Annotated in this window: 15 protein-coding genes and 1 pseudogene; 7 read left to right on the top strand and 9 right to left on the bottom strand. The window is 44.7% G+C overall.

The features are described from left to right. Positions 1–174 precede the first annotated feature (174 nt). The 3 genes from R7040_RS14730 to R7040_RS14720 all read left to right on the top strand — a co-directional run bounded on the left by R7040_RS14730 (position 175) and on the right by R7040_RS14720 (position 3,430). Complete coding sequence (locus tag R7040_RS14730; protein WP_033906832.1) at positions 175–528, top strand: hypothetical protein; 354 nt, start codon at positions 175–177, stop codon at positions 526–528. A gap of 121 nt (positions 529–649) precedes the next feature. After that, on the top strand, positions 650–2,650 hold the full coding sequence (locus tag R7040_RS14725; protein ID WP_033906833.1) for a methyl-accepting chemotaxis protein: 2,001 nt from the start codon (positions 650–652) through the stop codon (positions 2,648–2,650). Positions 2,651–2,950: 300 nt separating this feature from the next. Beyond that, the gene (locus tag R7040_RS14720; RefSeq protein WP_033906834.1) at positions 2,951–3,430 is read left to right on the top strand and encodes a Dps family protein; all 480 of its coding nucleotides are present in this window, start codon (positions 2,951–2,953) and stop codon (positions 3,428–3,430) included. Positions 3,431–3,538: 108 nt separating this feature from the next. Here R7040_RS14720 and R7040_RS14715 read toward each other — a convergent pair whose 3' ends face one another. The 5 genes from R7040_RS14715 to R7040_RS14695 all read right to left on the bottom strand — a co-directional run bounded on the left by R7040_RS14715 (position 3,539) and on the right by R7040_RS14695 (position 7,816). Then, positions 3,539–4,153 carry an HAD family hydrolase gene (locus tag R7040_RS14715; protein ID WP_021707668.1) on the bottom strand — a complete coding sequence of 205 codons (615 nt, stop codon included), beginning with the start codon at positions 4,151–4,153 and terminating at the stop codon, positions 3,539–3,541. A 142-nt stretch (positions 4,154–4,295) separates the two neighbouring features. Beyond that, positions 4,296–5,372 carry a PQQ-dependent sugar dehydrogenase gene (locus tag R7040_RS14710; protein ID WP_053307829.1) on the bottom strand — a complete coding sequence of 359 codons (1,077 nt, stop codon included), beginning with the start codon at positions 5,370–5,372 and terminating at the stop codon, positions 4,296–4,298. Positions 5,373–5,521: 149 nt separating this feature from the next. Further along, positions 5,522–6,670, bottom strand: a complete 1,149-nt coding sequence (yiaY, locus tag R7040_RS14705; protein WP_005388247.1) for an L-threonine dehydrogenase — start codon at positions 6,668–6,670, stop codon at positions 5,522–5,524. Between the two features lie 333 nt (positions 6,671–7,003). After that, on the bottom strand, positions 7,004–7,654 hold the full coding sequence (gene elbB / locus R7040_RS14700; protein ID WP_318081377.1) for an isoprenoid biosynthesis glyoxalase ElbB: 651 nt from the start codon (positions 7,652–7,654) through the stop codon (positions 7,004–7,006). A 12-nt stretch (positions 7,655–7,666) separates the two neighbouring features. Continuing rightward, on the bottom strand, positions 7,667–7,816 hold the full coding sequence (locus R7040_RS14695) for a hypothetical protein (RefSeq protein WP_017634379.1): 150 nt from the start codon (positions 7,814–7,816) through the stop codon (positions 7,667–7,669). A gap of 120 nt (positions 7,817–7,936) precedes the next feature. Between R7040_RS14695 and yddG the strand changes: the two genes are divergently transcribed. Further along, complete coding sequence (gene yddG, locus R7040_RS14690) at positions 7,937–8,839, top strand: aromatic amino acid DMT transporter YddG (RefSeq protein ID WP_005389394.1); 903 nt, start codon at positions 7,937–7,939, stop codon at positions 8,837–8,839. Positions 8,840–8,990: 151 nt separating this feature from the next. Here yddG and R7040_RS14685 read toward each other — a convergent pair whose 3' ends face one another. Continuing rightward, complete coding sequence (locus R7040_RS14685; protein WP_005389400.1) at positions 8,991–9,884, bottom strand: cation diffusion facilitator family transporter; 894 nt, start codon at positions 9,882–9,884, stop codon at positions 8,991–8,993. 176 nt (positions 9,885–10,060) lie between these two features. Continuing rightward, positions 10,061–10,939, bottom strand: coding sequence for a LysR family transcriptional regulator (locus tag R7040_RS14680; RefSeq protein WP_053307827.1), 879 nt, complete (start codon positions 10,937–10,939; stop codon positions 10,061–10,063). A 171-nt stretch (positions 10,940–11,110) separates the two neighbouring features. Between R7040_RS14680 and R7040_RS14675 the strand changes: the two genes are divergently transcribed. Beyond that, positions 11,111–11,686 (top strand): class I SAM-dependent DNA methyltransferase, encoded by a 576-nt coding sequence (locus tag R7040_RS14675; protein ID WP_054728907.1) that lies wholly within the window; start codon positions 11,111–11,113, stop codon positions 11,684–11,686. A 149-nt stretch (positions 11,687–11,835) separates the two neighbouring features. Here the strand turns inward: R7040_RS14675 and R7040_RS14670 are convergent, their stop codons facing one another. Beyond that, positions 11,836–13,809: an acetoacetate--CoA ligase gene (locus tag R7040_RS14670; protein WP_064354603.1), complete on the bottom strand. Its 1,974-nt coding sequence runs from the start codon at positions 13,807–13,809 to the stop codon at positions 11,836–11,838. 222 nt (positions 13,810–14,031) lie between these two features. Between R7040_RS14670 and phhA the strand changes: the two genes are divergently transcribed. Together phhA and R7040_RS14660 are read left to right on the top strand one after the other, a co-directional pair. Next, positions 14,032–14,826 carry a phenylalanine 4-monooxygenase gene (phhA, locus tag R7040_RS14665; RefSeq protein ID WP_053350625.1) on the top strand — a complete coding sequence of 265 codons (795 nt, stop codon included), beginning with the start codon at positions 14,032–14,034 and terminating at the stop codon, positions 14,824–14,826. Continuing rightward, positions 14,816–15,154, top strand: coding sequence for a 4a-hydroxytetrahydrobiopterin dehydratase (locus R7040_RS14660; RefSeq protein ID WP_053303750.1), 339 nt, complete (start codon positions 14,816–14,818; stop codon positions 15,152–15,154). The genes phhA and R7040_RS14660 overlap by 11 nt, the downstream gene beginning before the upstream one ends. 70 nt (positions 15,155–15,224) lie before the next feature. On the opposite strand, the pseudogene R7040_RS14655 reads toward R7040_RS14660, so the two are convergent. Continuing rightward, positions 15,225–16,993: pseudogene (locus R7040_RS14655) on the bottom strand (choice-of-anchor I family protein). Between the last annotated feature and the right edge of the window lie 89 nt (positions 16,994–17,082).

Genomic DNA, 17,082 nt, shown 5'->3' with positions numbered 1-17,082 from the left:
AAGACAGCTCGCCCTTCGGGAGCGTGTCATTGACTCGGTTTCTGTGTCAAACAACTTGGAAAGAGCTGACTATTACGCTGCGTTGTTTTCCTTGACCCCGAATCAATGACAACGCTCTGAATCCTGCATCTTGAAGTCACTTGGGTATAAGAGTCATTTACAAGGAGGAGCGACATGTACCGTTATGTCAGTTCGCCAAAAGCATCGAAGTACATAGTGCCACCACCACAGCATCGCGAGTTGTCGAGTATCGATGTACCGGAGTCAGAACTTGAGATGCGTGAAATTCTGAACAATTGGTTTGCCGATGGATTGGCGCCCATCATTGAAAATGAGGACAATGACATCTCTGCTAATGAGCAACAGCGCTTTGAGCAGCTCAGCCGCACGGTGGGCGTGTTACTGCGTAATAAAGATTACTACTTCGCCACTAAGCGGATTCTTTCGTTGTGGGAGCAAGACTGCTTAGAAACGACTTACGTTAATTATCTGATTTTACGTAGTGAGCGCATACCATACTTCGAATAAGCCCTATTTATAGGCTTAAAATAGTGGTTTACATGGTTTTCTTAGTAACTTTTGACACCTGTATTTAACATTTTTGTAAACATCGTTATATTTAAGGCTCATCGTTGTCAGGAGTTTATGGATGAACCTTACGATATCAGGGAAGTTGCAGCTCAGTTTTGTGCTGCTAGCCGTACTTTTTATGGCATCAGCGGTATTCACGTATCGCAACGTCACTACCGTAGAGCAATACGCCTCTTCGTTACTTAAATCCGATTTACCGACCGTCGACACCAGTCGCGGCATCCAACAGTCCGTTCAAGCGTCGCTGTCCTCGATTCGAGCCTACATGTTGCTAGGTGGCGATGAAGAGGCGAGCGCACGTCTGAGTGAGGACGTGCGTAATATCATGGCATCTACAGACGAGTCGCTTCCAACGTTGCAGGCGTTGATCTCTGAACAGGATTTTCAAGCGATCCAAAGCCAGTGGGACGCGGTAAAAGTTTCTCTAAACAAGCTGATTGAACTTAGCCACAGTGATGAGAACTTACCCGCACACAACCTCTTTATTAACGAAGCGGCACCCATTGCAGAAGTGGCACTTGACCAGCTTCAAAGCTTAATCAACGAAGAGTCAGGAAACCCATTCGGTGGAGACAGAAAACGTCTGTTCAAAGTTTATGCCGACAGCTATACCTCGCTCGCCAATGCACTGTCTGCACTGCGAGATTTCCTGTTATACGGGCAGCAAGATCATCTAGACAAATACCACGACTTGATTAAATACCACAATCAATCTGTGGCGGAAATCGATAGCAAACTCGACAGACTTACCGATAACGACCAATCACTGTGGTCACTGTTTAAAGAAATGCAGCAACTGTACTTTCCTTTAGCAGAGCAGGTGATTGCATTGCGTCAATCGCCAGAATGGAACGAATCAAACTTGTTAATGGCGAATGAACTGTTGCCAGCAGCGGATGCACTAGACCAAAGTTTAGAAACGATCGTATTGGCTCAGCAAAGTCGTGCTGATCAAAGTGGACAGGGTATTAATCAGTCGATCAAGAACGTACTGACCACTATGTTGATTGCAGCAGCATTAGTTTTGTTTGCCGCAGTAGCGATTTCAAAATACATGGGCAACACCATTGGTCGCCGAGTGAAAAACTTATCCGAGCGAGCCAAGACGATCGCTTCAGGAGATGTTTCTCAGCCTCCGTTAACTGTTGTTGGGAAAGATGAATTGGCAGACCTTACCGATTCGATTAACCGCATGAACCAATCGTTAGCGAGCATCGTGGCAGGGGTGAGTGAGAAAGCGCACCAAGTGGATACCAGCATGGGAGCTTTATTGGAATCGGCGCAAGTCACTTCATTGAATGTTGAACAGCAACAGACCAGCATTGTTGAAATGGGAAGCCAATTGGATGAAATCGCTTTAGCCGCGCGTAACACCCTAGATCAAGCCAATCAATCAGTACAGAAGCTTTCTGATTCAAAAGGCGAGATTGAACAAGGTCGCGATGCACTAGAGCAAAACAAAGTCACCATGGAAAGCTTACATGGCAGCATTGAAACCGCGAGCACGCAAGTGACGCAGTTAAGCAAAGAGAGCGAAGCCATTGGTCGAGTTACAGAGGTGATTGAAGGCTTAGCAGAACAAACTAACTTACTGGCATTGAATGCCGCGATAGAAGCAGCGCGTGCGGGCGACCAAGGACGAGGCTTTGCAGTTGTGGCGGATGAAGTACGTATGTTAGCGACTCGCACTACTCAATCGACGACAGAAATCAACGGCATTATCAACGCGATTCAACGCTCGACCAATTCGGTGGTTGAGGAGATTGAACACAGCCAATCACTTGCGGAGCAGGGCGCTGAGCACATTGAAAAAGCGGTAACTCGTTTGCTCGTCACTACTGAACAAATTGGTTCTTTGAATGAACAAATGGCAGAGCTTGCGGCAGCGGCAGAGCAGCAATCTCATGCGACCAACTCGATCACTGGATTGATGTCCGATATAACTCAATCAGTGGATGAGGTTTCGAATAACAGCCAACGTGCATCAGAGACATCATTGCAAGTAAAAGAGCAAGTTACTGAGCTGAATCAACAGATGGCAACTTTCAAAACGGCATAGATAAGGTTTACGTCTGTTCATCTACTTTTGAACGTTAACCAAATAGTAAAAAAGCCCCAATTCTTTTTACACAAAAAGGATTGGGGCTTTTTGTTGGATGATACGCCGATATTCGTCTGCTTGCTCATTGGATTTGGCTATTTAAATCATAGCTAAAACCAAATTTTCTTCACCGAGTCAGAGTCGTAATATGACTCCATCGGCAGCAAATACTGCAAAAGAATTTTTAAACTTTATACCAATCCCGGTAAGAGAATAGTTCGTTACTACGATTGGTATCATCCTTCTAGGAGCAACATTATGAACAAACAAGTAAGCCTAATTGGTCTAGACAGCGAACAATCAGCACAACTAGCTCAACAGTTAAATCAACTGCTAGCGCATTACCAAGTGTTGTACATGAACTCTCGCGGTTACCACTGGAACATTAAAGGTGCGCAATTCTTCGAACTGCACGTAAAATTTGAAGAGATTTACACTGATCTACAAACAAAAATCGATGAGCTTGCAGAGCGTATTCTAACTTTGGGTCATACGCCAGCGCACTCATTCAGCAACTACTTGGAAGCAAGTGAAATTAAAGAACATCAAAACGCGACTTCTGGTGAGGAGTGTGTACAAGGTCTGGTTCAAGGCTTTAGCGTTCTACTTCTAAAACAGCGTGAGATTCTACAAAACGCGGGTGAAGCAGATGACGAAGGTACAGCGGCATTGATGGGTGACTACATCCGTGAGCAAGAAAAATTAATGTGGATGCTTAACGCTTACCTACAAGGCTAAGCAGCGCATCACCCAAGCAATCCTTGGGAACGCATGAAACAATCGGGAATAAGTCATAAGGGGCACGTTGGTGCCCCTTTTTTTGTTTGCGTATTTTATATGTGTGCTTTATTTGCGTGGTAAGGATTCAAAACGGCTCAATAAATCACTGAGTTCATTAAGCGCCAATGAGGCTGAATCATTGAAGGTTTCTTGATTACCGTGATGAACAAGGCAAGAGGGCATCTGCGCGTTATACGCTGCCTGCAAGTCGTAAAGGTAATCGCCGACATAAAGCACTTCATTAGGCATCAAACGCCACTCTTTCGCCAACACCTGCAAAGACAATGGGTCTGGCTTGGGCGGGAAGCATTCACGAGTGATGACTCGTTCCACTGAGATTTGGTTGTGCTCTAGTTTGCGCTGCGTGGCGATTTGGCAGTTGCGCGTCACGATAGCGGTTTTGATTTCATTTTGATGCAAGTGGGCGAGTAATTCATGGCAGCCAATCATTGGAGCAGACTGCTCAGCATCAGAAATCTCGTAATCAAATATCACGTTATGAGCGTGCTCTCGATGATGAGGGTGCTCAAGTGCGTCGACAAAATCCAATAGATCTTCACTCTGCGGACAGCCAAGCTGTTGTCGCAATTCGCCGAAGTTCATATCAGAACTCACCAAGGTGTTGTCTAAATCAAACACCACGGCTTTAATTTTATCGAGCTGTAAAGGGAATGGAATCATAATGACCTCGTACAACTTAACCGAACTATCGTTTTAAAAAACAAAAGGTTATTGTTAAGTTTAGATTCTTCTGCTTGGATTGTACGAAAATAAATCACTAGTACGTCACAAATTAAATAGTCTTAACGATTTTAGTGTTTGATTACCTTTCCTCAAGACGAAAGATTTTGCCGCTGTCGGTAGAAAAGTAGATATAACCATCGGGGCTGATGGTTATATCTCTTACTCGCTCACCAAGATTCTCCATCAATCTTTTTGATTCGGTGAGCTTGCCATTCTCAATAGAAACTACGTTGATGTGCGCCAGTTTCAATGCACCGGCGAGGATTTTTCCGTCCAATTCAGGGTACTTATCGCCACGGTACAAAATCATGTTACTTGGTGCGATAGAAGGGATGTATACCAGTTTTGGATCTTCCATTCCCGGTAACGACTTAGCTTCCCCGACGTCCAACGGACCCCAATACTCTTTACCATGAGAGACTTTTGCCCAGCCGTAGTTCGCGCCTTTCTTGATTAGATTAATTTCATCGCCACCCCGTGGTCCATGTTCAATCGACCACAGCTGTTTTGTTGCTTCGTCGTAAAACATACCTTGTGGGTTACGGTGCCCGTAACTCCATATCTCATGACGAGCTTCGGAAGGTTTGAATGGGTTGTCTTGCGGAACCGAACCATCAAGATTAAGGCGTAGAATACTGCCAGCATGGGTTTGAGTGTCTTGTCCATTATCACGTTCGCCACGGTCACCGATTGAGAAGTAAACTTTATCGTCTACAAATGAAATTCGACTGCCGTAGTGGCGACCTGTATCGGTGAAGGCATCAGCAACAAAGAGATCTTTCCAACCTACAAGCTGATTGTTTTGCAATTGCGCCGTCGCTAACGCCACCGTATTGCCTTTGCTCGTACGCTTGCTGTAGGTAAAGAAGAGTTGCGGGTTTTGCTTATCGGCATTCGGTGCGAGCGCAACATCCAATAAGCCGGCTTGTCCACTGGTGTTCACATCGGGAACGTTAAACAGCTTTTGAGGTTTGCCTGTGGTGATATCCAGCAACGAAACCGTACCGTTCTTTTGATTGACGATAACGCGTTGATTATCTAAGAACTCGATCCCCCAAGGGATCTGAAATCCACTCGCCACTTCGTTGGCGCGGTATTCGGCAGTGTTGGCAGAACAGGATAAACAAGCGAGTAGGGTAGCAGCAATCGTTCTCATGGTTCCTTCCAATATGAATCGTATTAATACTTAAAAGCTAACACTAAAAGACTATGTTTGGCAGAGATTCACTTGTATATGAATGTAAAAAATCCCCGATACGAGATCGGGGATTGAATTAAGGCTAGAGAATTGTTTAGTTAGCGAGATTACATCGCTTCTTCGAAGATCTTAGAAATTTCTTCGTGAGTTGCTTGTTTAGGGTTAGTGAAACCACAAGCGTCTTTCAGTGCGTTGTCTGCTAGTGTTGGGATGTCTTCTAGTTTCGCACCAAGCTCTTTAATACCTGCTGGGATACCCACATCTTTCGCTAGAGTAACGATAGCGTCGATTGCTGCCGCTGCACCTTCTTCAGCAGACATGCCTTCTACGTTTACGCCCATTGCTTTTGCTACGTCACGTAGACGCTCAGGACATACTTGCGCGTTGTAACGCTGTACGTGAGGTAGAAGAATCGCGTTACAAACACCGTGTGGAAGGTCGTAGAAACCACCTAGCTGGTGTGCCATTGCGTGTACGTAACCTAGAGAAGCGTTGTTGAACGCCATACCCGCCATGAACTGTGCGTATGCCATTTGTTCACGAGCTTCTAGATCTTCACCGTTTTTCACTGCTGTGCGTAGGTAAGCTTGGATAAGCTCAATCGCTTTGATTGCTACTGCATCAGTGATTGGTGTTGCCGCGATAGATACGTAAGCTTCAATCGCGTGAGTTAGGGCATCCATACCTGTTGCCGCAGTTAGCGAAGCAGGTTTAGCGAGCATTAGCTCTGGATCGTTTACCGAGATAAGCGGTGTTGTGTGCTTATCAACGATAGCCATCTTAATGTGACGCTCTTCGTCAGTGATGATGCAGAAACGCGTCATTTCAGATGCAGTACCCGCCGTCGTGTTGATCGCGATAAGTGGCATCATTGGTTTTGCAGATTGGTCTACGCCTTCGTAATCTGCGATTTTGCCGCCGTTAGAAGCAACAAGCGCGATACCTTTCGCACAGTCGTGTGGTGAACCGCCGCCTAGAGAGATAACGAAGTCACATTCGTTATCAGTAAGAAGTGCTAAGCCGTCGTTAACGTTGCTGATAGTTGGATTTGGTTGAGTGCCATCAAACACAACGGTTGCTACATCGCGCTCAGTGAGAAGGTCTTGAACTTGTTTGACTACACCGATTTGGTTAAGGATCTTATCCGTAACGATCAAACCTTTTTTAAAGCCTTGAGATTGGATGCTGTCTGCTGCGTCTTTCAAACAACCAGCGCCCATTAGGTTTACCGTAGGGATAAAAAATGCACTTGTCATATTGGATAGCTCCGTCGTTATTTTTAATAATCTTTCTTAATTTGCCATTTACTGTCGCACATTCGTTTCCAGATTGAAGTTGATCTAAAGCAAGTTTACCCACTTAGAGGTACTTGCAAGAGAAAAACTGTGACAGTGATCTTGTTGCACTGCGTATAAGTGCAACACTGATATAAAGTAGAACAAATATGAAACTATGGACGCAAACGATTGGCAGAAATTGACTTCTGACGCGGATATATCTCTAAATTCGACTAAAGTATAAAAAATCCCCATTAATAACTTAATTATCAATGGGGATAGGGAAGTGTTTTATAAGCTAACTACTAATAATTAAGCTATTTTAATCAGTTTTGATACTAACTTTTCGATACCTGAAGCCGCTTGAGAGATATTCTCTGCCAACATGTAAGCAGGGGTTGAAAGTATGAGGTGTTTTTCATCAAAAACGATGTCTTCGACAGGGCACGTGGTGTGTTCACCGCCCATTTGATTAAATGCTATTGAGACTGCCTCATCGTTGCCTACCGTTCCTTTCACGCCTTGCTCATAAATCATCGGAATAATGACAGGAGAAATACACAGATAGCCAGCTGGTTTTTTCGCATTAGCAAACGCGCGACAAGCTTGAGCTACGTGTGTGTTAATGGAGCACTCCGCACCCGAAACAGCGAAGTCGGTTAAGTTTTTCGCGGCACCAAACCCACCTGGAAGCAGTAGGGCATCGTATTCATCGACGTTAAGTTTGGCGACATCGTCAATATTTCCGCGTGCAATACGAGCTGATTCGATCAATACGTTACGTGTTTCATCCATTTCGTCACCAGTTAGGTGATTGATGACGTGGAGTTGGTCAATGTTAGGTGCAAAGCAGTGCCAAGTTGCACCTGCCTTCTCGATGGCGTAGAGCGCCAACACTGCTTCGTGGATCTCAGAACCGTCGTAAACGCCTGAACCACTTAAAATGACTGCGACTTTTTTCATGTTTGGATTCCTTTACTCTGAACGTTCCTTAGATTGCTCTTCGCTATCTAGACCATGCGTTTCCGAATGTGTTTTAACGTTTTCACTCTCGTTGTCATCTTCATCATAGTAGCGCACAACAAAGGGTGTAAGCATAACACTAGAGGGCAGAAAATGTTTCATATCGACTCCAACGGCTTAATAGAATGATTTTTATACTGATTTTTATAAAACAGTACGTTGAACCTGATCATTTTTGAGTTAAGCTGACGTTTCCTTTGGCATTCGTGAGTGGTAGGTCACATGAAATCAGTGCAATTTCGTTTCACACTTTATGGTTGTATCGCGATTCTCTCTTGGAGTTGTCTGCTTGGCATCGCGAGGTTGGTTACGGAGAGTTTAGGTCCTGTAGGCGGGGCAGCCATGTTGTACTCTCTTAGCTCTGTTTTCCTTCTTATCGTGGTCGGTATTCCAAAGTTGTCTTACTTTTCTCCCAAGTATCTTGCGCTTGGTGGTGCGATGTTCGTCTGTTATGAAATATTTCTCGCTCTATCTTTGGGATATTCCAACTCGCGCGCGCAGGCAATTGAGGTGTCGATTGTCAATTACCTTTGGCCCGCACTGACGGTTTTATTTGCGGTCCTTGGCAGCAATAAAAAAACAAACTGGTTGCTTTATCCCGCAGTTACGCTGGCGTTTGTTGGGGTTGCTTGGACTGTGAGCGGTGAGAATGGCTTATCCATAACTCAGATCATGTCCAATGTTAGTAGTAACCCTCTGGTGTATTTTATGGCTTTCGCTGGCGCGGTTATATGGGCTTTTTATTGCAACTTAACCCAAAGGCAGCAATCTAAACATAATGCGATTACCCTGTTTTTTATTGCAACAGCTGTTTCGCTTTGGGTCAAATACGCGTTTACGGATGAGCCACCAATGACATTCAGTTGGGAAGCGATGGGGTACTTAGTGGCCTCTGCGGCTTTAATGGCTGGTGGTTATGGTTTATGGAATATCGCGATCGTTGGCGGCAATATGGTTTTTCTCGCCACCTTGTCTTACTTCACACCCATTTTTTCCGCTTTATTTTCTTCCATTATTCTTGGCGTAACTCTGAGCCATAGCTTTTGGCAGGGCGTTGTGATGGTAACGGTGGGCTCGCTGATGTGTTGGTTAGTCACCAAAGAGAAGCGCGAAGCGGCTGGGTAAGTTACCAACGAGATCAGAGAATTTAAGTGAGCAACGAACAGATCTCCCTTGCGAGCTGTATTCGAATACGAAGCAACTAAATCGAAAAAATTAAAAAAGCTCCCGAGATTGGGAGCTTTTTATTGAGTTTTAACGGCTCTTTGGTGGCACTCTAATAAGCGACGTTCAAGTGTAGTTGAAGCTTGAATCTGTGCTTCGACAGTCGCTTGATAAGCTGCTTACGAGTGTGCTCTAGTGTATCAAGCTCCAATGTGTCGTCATCAATATGTACGTCCACATTTACTCGTAGCTCTTGGCCCACCTTCGTTACGCCAGCCAGTTTCAATTGATGCTCAGTCACTTTTTCAATCTCAAGAACATCTTTGCCAACGCTCTGACACAGCTCTTTGCTTGGTGTCATCATTAGTAGTTCACGTAAGGCACCTACTAGCATATCGAACGGTACTTTGAGGAAGTAAAAGCCCATTAAAACCATCATCATGGGATCGGCATATACCGCATACTCAGAGAATGGCGTTAGTGAAACAGCCCAAGCCGAGATAAATCCTACGGTCACCGCCACACTTAGCAGAGTATCCATTTGCCACTGTTTTTTCTCCGCTTCAATCAAGCCTGATGAGAAGCGGCGGCTGCGTTTCGCCATAAACCACCAAGCGTAACCACAGCCGATAACATTCACGATGCCGAATAAGGTCGCAATAGAAGCATCGACCTCGCGACCTCCAGACATCAATGCTGATATCGCAGAGTAGAGAGAGAAGCTTACAACCACTAAAATGACGGCTGCTTTTATCGCAATAACGATTGGTTCTAAGACCGCTTTTCCAAATGGGAATACAGATTTTGAAGGCTTGTTAATATAGTAAGAAGCGGCCAGTGACAATAAAGTTAACAGTAAGCTGACCAAAGAGTAAACACCGTCAAAAACGATGACAATTGAGCCTACAAGCAAGCCAAGTACCATACCACCAGCAGCGAACCCAGATGCCAAAAGGGCTGAAATGGTTAGAATACGGTTTTCGTTTTTGCTTGTCCTGTCACACATAAAAGATGCCTTTGAATTTTAATACCTTACTATTCTTCGCTCATAAGGTAATTTAGGCAACCACAAAGTGACCAGTAACTAATCTAAAAAAATGCGTTTTTATTTATGTTCTTACAAAACAACGACTTACTGTTGTTTTTTGGTGTCAGTAAAATTGACGCTCACTGATAAAATGTTTAGAAGTCAAATAAATACTCGCTCAATTTATCTGCTAACCACGTCATTGCAGGATGCTCAGCATGGCCGTTAGGTGAAAACATACAGTAGTCTTCTTGCGTCAATCCGTATGTGTGTTTGATAACGGCGAGCTTCTGCTGACGAAGGTAATGGCGGATTAATGGTTCTGGAAGCACGCCCCAAGCGTCTTCTTCTAAGATGGTGTTCAGCATGTAGTCAAAACTCGAAAAACCAATATATCGAGTCGAGAAAGGTTGCAGTTCAGGGTTGTCTTTCTCATTTAGGTACACCATTAGTGCTTGCATTTGACTACGTAGATCTTCGTCTGAGACACGGCGCATCTTACTTAGGCGGTGTTCTACACTGCATACTGACATCATACGTATCTTGCCTAACGGGTTGTATACGATACGAGGATCGTCTACTCGCTCATAATCAACGCCGAAAGCAAAATCTACTTGGTGGGTACTGACCAAGTTGGCTAAGTCGCCACTGGATGCCAAGATTAAGTTGAAGGTTGTTGAAGGAAAGCGGTTATTCAATGTATGAGATAATTCTTGCCAGAGATCATCAGGTAAGGAGTCGTCACGTGCTACCCAAACTTCCGCGTTAAACCCTTCCGAGATTTGAGCGCAGGTCTTTCTGACCCGTTGTGCGATGATAAGTAGGTGTTCGCAATCTTTGTAAATGGCTTTCCCAGCTTCAGAGAGGGTGAGCTGGTTGCCAGTTCGGTTAAACAATTCAACGTCGAGATCTTTCTCTAATGCCTTAATCGACATACTGAGTTTGGTGCGATTGCAGTCGAGTTGCCTTGCCGCTTCAGAAACAGAACCACACTCAGCGATGGTGCAGAAGGCTTCTACTTGAGTTAAGTTCATGATTTGACACAACCAATAAATGAATTCAAATAATTTGGGTATTATGCAGATGCGCTCCCAAAGCCATGAAAGATTATCGAAAAAAACGCGAATCCGCCAGATAAGTCTATGGTCTTTTAACGGTTTTGCGGTAATCTATGTGGGTTACAAAAAGTGAACATGGAGGCCACGATGGCACAAGATTGGGACGGCTTAGCAAAAAACTGGGAATCAAATCCAGCAACAGAGCAATTTGCGCAGTCGGTGTTTGAGCAGTTACAACAGCTAACTCAGCTTGATGGCATTAAAGTACTAGATTTTGGATGCGGAACAGGGCAGTTAAGTCAACGATTGTCACCGATGGTTAAAGACATCGTAGCATTAGACGCATCGGAAGCCATGATTGAGGAACTCGATAAAAAAGAGCTCGTCAACGTAGAACCTGTGGTAGATGCACTATCTCGCGGCTTGGTTGCTCAGCACCCTGCGTTTCGTGGACAGTTCGACTTGGTGGTTGCATCATCAGTTTTAGCGTTCGTGGAAGACTTAGACGCGTCATTAACGATCTCGCATTCTCTACTTAACCACGGCGGCTATTTTGTTCATTTTGATTGGATTGCAGAATGTGAACAAGACGGTTTTACCCTTGCGAAGTCTGAGCGTGCACTGAAAGAAGCGGGTTTTACTGAAGTTGAATCGCGACACGTTTTTGACATTACATCTGATGGTAAAACAATGTCGGTATTAATGGGGCTTGGTCGTCGCTAATACCGCTGAATAAAGAACAAAAATTGACAAAAGCGAGCTAACAAGCTCGCTTTTTTCTTATCTGCTGAGGGTATGTGTAACTTCACTTGCTCTAAACAAGTCGTCATGGTGCAGGCAAGGACATACTCGAACAACTAAGTCTTCGGAGGTTATTTTGAGACGACTATCCTGCGTATCTCCTCCAGCACTTCAGGGTTGGCTATTGCGCCTAAATTTTCGACGTTTCGGTTGTTAACAACTTGCTTAACGGCTAACTCGACCAGCTTTCCTGAGCGTGTCTTAGGTATATCGCTTATTGCGTAAATCGCACTAGGTACATGCCTTGGAGAACATGCAGACTTTAGCTGTGCTTTGATGGAAGCGATCATCTCGTCATTGAGCTCTTCCCCTTTGACTAATTGGACAAACAGCCATATTTGTTCGTTGCGATCGACTTCTTTTCCTACTGCGATCGAATCTAGAATACCGTCTATACAGTTCACTTGCTGATAGATTTCGGCCGTGCCGATTCTTACGCCACCGGGATTCAACGTGGTATCACTTCGACCATAAAACACGTATCCCCCAACGCTGGTCTGTTCAACATCATCGCCGTGGTGCCAAATATTGTCGAATTTATCCCAATAAGCGCGATGATATCTCTCACCGGTGTCGTTCCAAAAGCCAGTAGGGAAGTTGGGTAATGGATTGGCACAAACCAACTCACCGCGCTCTCCCATTACGCTATTACCTTGTGGGTTAAAGACTCGGACATCAACCCCTAACCCTGCTGATTGGCACTCTCCCCGATAAACGGGAGAAATAGGGTTGCCCAGAACAAAGCAGCCACAAATGTCTGTTCCGCCAGAAATCGAGGCGAGGTGTACATCTTCTTTAATGTGCTGATAGACATAATCAAACTGTTCTGGATACAGAACAGAGCCCGTTGAGCAAATGGTTTTCAGACTTGGAAATGCATCACTATTCTGCGGAGAAAAAGATGCTTTTTCCAGCGCCTCTAGGTATTTTGCTGAGGTTCCAAACAGCGTCACTTCGGCTCGTTCTGCGAGGTCCCAGAGCACATCATGAGTGGGGTAAACAGGGCTACCATCAAAAATCACCAAACATGCACCGCTCGCGAGTGAAGAAACGTGCCAGTTCCACATCATCCAACCGCAGGTCGTGTAATAAAACACTCGGTCGTTCGGTTGGATATCGCAATGCAGTTGATGCTCTTTCAAGTGATTAAGCACCGTTCCGCCGACGGAATGAACGATGCATTTCGGTTTGCCTGTTGTGCCTGAAGAATAAAGCACAAATAGCGGATCGTTAAAATTCACACGAGTAAAAGTCAACGCTTCGGGGGTGTATTGATTCAGGACATTTTGCCAATCTTGGGTGCAGACATCGCATTCAAAAATGTGTGGTTTAAGGTAGCTAATTTGGCAAACTTGTTTAAGACCATCAAGATGATCCGCAATATGCTGGTTTTTCTCAGACATATCGAAAGTTTTGCCATTGAATGTATAGCCATCACAAGTAAACAGGATTTTGGGTTTCACTTGACCAAAGCGCTCCAAAACGCTTTCGACGCCAAAATCAGGTGAGGTGGAAGTCCAGGTCGCCCCTAAACTGGTGGTTGCTAGCATAGCTATCACCGTTTGAGGTAGGTGAGGTAAATAACCAGCGACGACATCACCTTGCTTAATTCCACATTCTTTCAACCATTGCTGCACACTCGAAACTTCTTCGCACAATTGTTTCCATGTGTAGGTCTGTTTTTCTTCACGTTCATTTTCAAACCAAATCGCGAGATCATCGGGTTGGTGACACGCGTAGGTTAGCAAATTTTCGGCGTAGTTAATTTGCGCGTTTGGGAACCATTTTATATCCCTATTTTCGACGGGTTGCTGCCAGCGACTTTCTGCTCGCTCTTTTATGGTCTCTCCCTGAGTGCCAATGACGTCGCAGAATAGCCAAACTTCCTGCCAAAATTTTTCTACATGATCGAGTGACCATTGATGCAGATCAGCGAAACTTTCAAGGGTATTTCCTTGTCGATTAATGTGTTCAATAAACTGTGTAATGTTGGCTTCTTCGATACGACTTTCGCTCGGTTGCCATACTTTGCTGCTCTCGCGCATAGGTCCCTCTATAACAAAGTGATAACAGGTTTTAGTTTGAGAGGAATACACGATAAAGTCAAACAAGCCAGATATTATATCGTGTCATAAAAATCATGCAGTTACGATGAGTTGTAAACAATATGTTACATCGGGATGATGCTGAGAAAATCGCGCAGGGATTGGAAGCTCTTAAGACTACAGATAGGCTTAATGTAAAGGATTTGTTAATGGAGATGAGCCATGACCCAGTATCGTTCTAAACCCGTAAACCAGGAAGGCAGGGTTGAATGGAGCCGTGAAGAAGACGCCATTTGGCGAGATTTGGTAACACGACAAATGGGTGTGATCCAAAACAGAGCTTGTGAGGCTTATTTACACGGTTTGACGCTGCTTGATTTACCTCAAGACCGCGTTCCTCAGTTACCAGAAATTAATCGTGTCTTGATGGAGACAACAGGTTGGCAAGTGGAGCCCGTTCCCGCGCTTATTGATTTCGACCGATTTTTTAATCTACTCGGTAATAAGCGCTTTCCAGTCGCCACATTCTTGCGTACAAGAGATGAGTTCGATTACTTACAGGAGCCAGATTTCTTCCACGAAATATTTGGTCATTGCGCGATGTTAACCAACCCAGACTTTGCTGCATTTACCGAGCATTATGGTCAACTAGGGCAAGCCGCTACCCCAAAACAAAGAGCCTATCTCGCTCGCCTCTACTGGTTTACCGTAGAGTTTGGCTTGGTGAAAGAAGGGGACAAAACCAAAATTTACGGTGGTGGTATTCTTTCATCTCCTGGCGAAACCCTCTACGCATTAGAGAGTGATGTAGCAATTCGCGACCCATTTGAATTACAAACAGTGCTGAGAACGCCTTATCGTATCGACATCATGCAACCGAAGTACTACGTGATTGATGACTTTTCTCAGCTTTTTAAAATCAGTCAGTTAAATTTATTGAAACAAGCCGATCTAGCGATTGAAGCTGGACTGCTTCCTCCACTTTTTGAACCAAAGGAACCTGCTCATGTTGAATGAACAAAAATGCGAAGCTTGTAGTATCGATGCCATTGCACTAAGCAAAGAAGAACAACAATCTCTGCTGCTGCAATTGTCTGATTGGCAGATCATTGAAAGAGAAGACATACCTCAACTAGAAAAGGTGTATAAATTTAAGAACTTCAAACAAGCATGGGCTTTCAGTAACAAAATCGCGGAACTGGCAGAAGATGAGTTCCACCATCCCTCTATTTTGTTGGAATGGGGTAAGGTTACCGTAACGTGGTGGAGTCACTCTATCAAAGGTCTGCATAAAAACGATTTTATCTGCGCATCAAAGTGTGACTCGCTAGCATCGGCAGAGTAGGACATTACCTCATACAAAAAACGCCCGGCTTATGTCGGGCGTTTTGGTTCTAAATGACTTTTACATTACTTTATAGATTGATTCGGAAGACGGATGTCGTGCCCGATACCTCATTGCCAACGACGATAAAATGACCACCGTTACGGGTAAAGTAATTAATGGACTCTGGACCTAAATCGCCTGCTTTTGGATTGTATGTGTCATTCATGCATTCGCCATCTTCGACTTCTGTACATACTGGCTGATTGTAATCACGGCGGCTTACGTAATGCATAAACTGCGCTTGTTTCGGGTCTGTGATGTCATAAATCATGATACCGCCTTGACGCTCCAAGCCGATAAACGCGTAATGACGACCGTTAATTTGTGCTACTTCAATCGCCTCTGGCTCAATACCTTTATCATCACTTCGGTCATCGCCACTATTATTGTTATCGTTGGTGCTGTTGAAGTTCTTGCCTTCATTCAGCAGCGCGATAGTCGCGAAATCGTCACCACTATCGAAGACCAACTTGCCGTTTTCATCCCAAATCGAAAATGAACGCGCGCCAAATGATTGAACATTCTCTTGTGCAGAAAGCGTTTGTTCCGGCTTAATCACTTTTAAACGCGCGAGTTGTTGTTGTCTTTTAGTGCCTCTGCCAATGGGTGTTCTGCTGCCACTTTCAGCTTCTTACCGCGCACTTCATCAATATGGCTTAAACAGGTTCCTTGCTCAGATGTATATTCATCTGTACCGAGGTAATCGTCTTCATCCCACATGAAGCCAGCTTTGTCGCACAGTTCTTGAGTGGTTTTGAATCCGTACTCACGCCCGTCGCCTTCATTTGCCGATACGATGTAAGTACTCCCATTCACTGAGTAGCTGTCGATAGTGTCAGGCATAAATAAGCCAACCAGTTGTGGGTAGCTTTTCAAGTTCCCAAGGATTTTGTCTTTGTTGGATGCATCGAGTTTAGCGCCCGACCAAGACTTCTCACCCAAGCCAACAATTCGCTCTACTGATTTGCTCTCTGGATTGACGATTGCCATGGCGTTATTTTCTTGTAGCGCGACATAGATTTTGCCGTTATCTGCAAAAGTGAGGTATTCCGGCTCTAGATCTTGTGCGATGGTGGCGTTTGCCCCCGAAATACGCACATTCTTTGGAAGCTCTGCTTTTCGTGAATCATCAAATTCGTTAAAGCCAATTTGTGACACTTCTGCTTGAGTAACACCAAGGCTCAGATCGATCAAAGTGATACTACCTTCAGGGTCAATGCTGTAATCGCTGTTTGGTTCTCCTTCATTAGCGGTTGCGATGTATCGGCCATCTTTCGAGAAGTCAACCATGTCTGGCAATGCGCCTGTTGGAAACGTCATGACTAATGACAAATCGTCGGAGCGGTACAAGCCAACAATACCATTCGCTTGTTTATTACTGTTTTCAATCGCAACAGCTACCAAACCATTGAATACAGCGACACTGTTTGCTGCGCCAATTTCAATGCCCGCTGCTTCGCCAGCGCTGTTGAGATCAATGAATGCGCTTTGCGTTGGTACGCCGTTGTCATCCATAGAAAGTACATCGATACGTTTTGCTTGAGCATTCACCACATAGAGCTTATCTGTACAGGCGTCATAACTCACGATTTCAGCTGCCGATGTATCGAATGGAGCATCAGCAACGGATGTCCCGATAAACGTTAACCCTTGAATTGAAGTTTCCCCAGTAACGGGCGCAGTGGTAGGTTTGCATTGTGTAGCGAATGAAGCCACGGTATCTTCGGGTTGTGATGAACACGCGATGGCAAGTGATGACAATGCGAGTGCACCGATTGCCTTTAAAGGGGTGATCATGATATCTCCTTATCAATCCGATAGGTTGTCAATCAGCATGGGTTTTATGCTGCTGTCCATTTCCGCAACTGGAATGATAGAGCGCTGAA

This window comes from Vibrio sp. 1069 (assembly GCF_033340555.1).
This window is presented reverse-complemented; position numbering and strand designations above follow the sequence as displayed.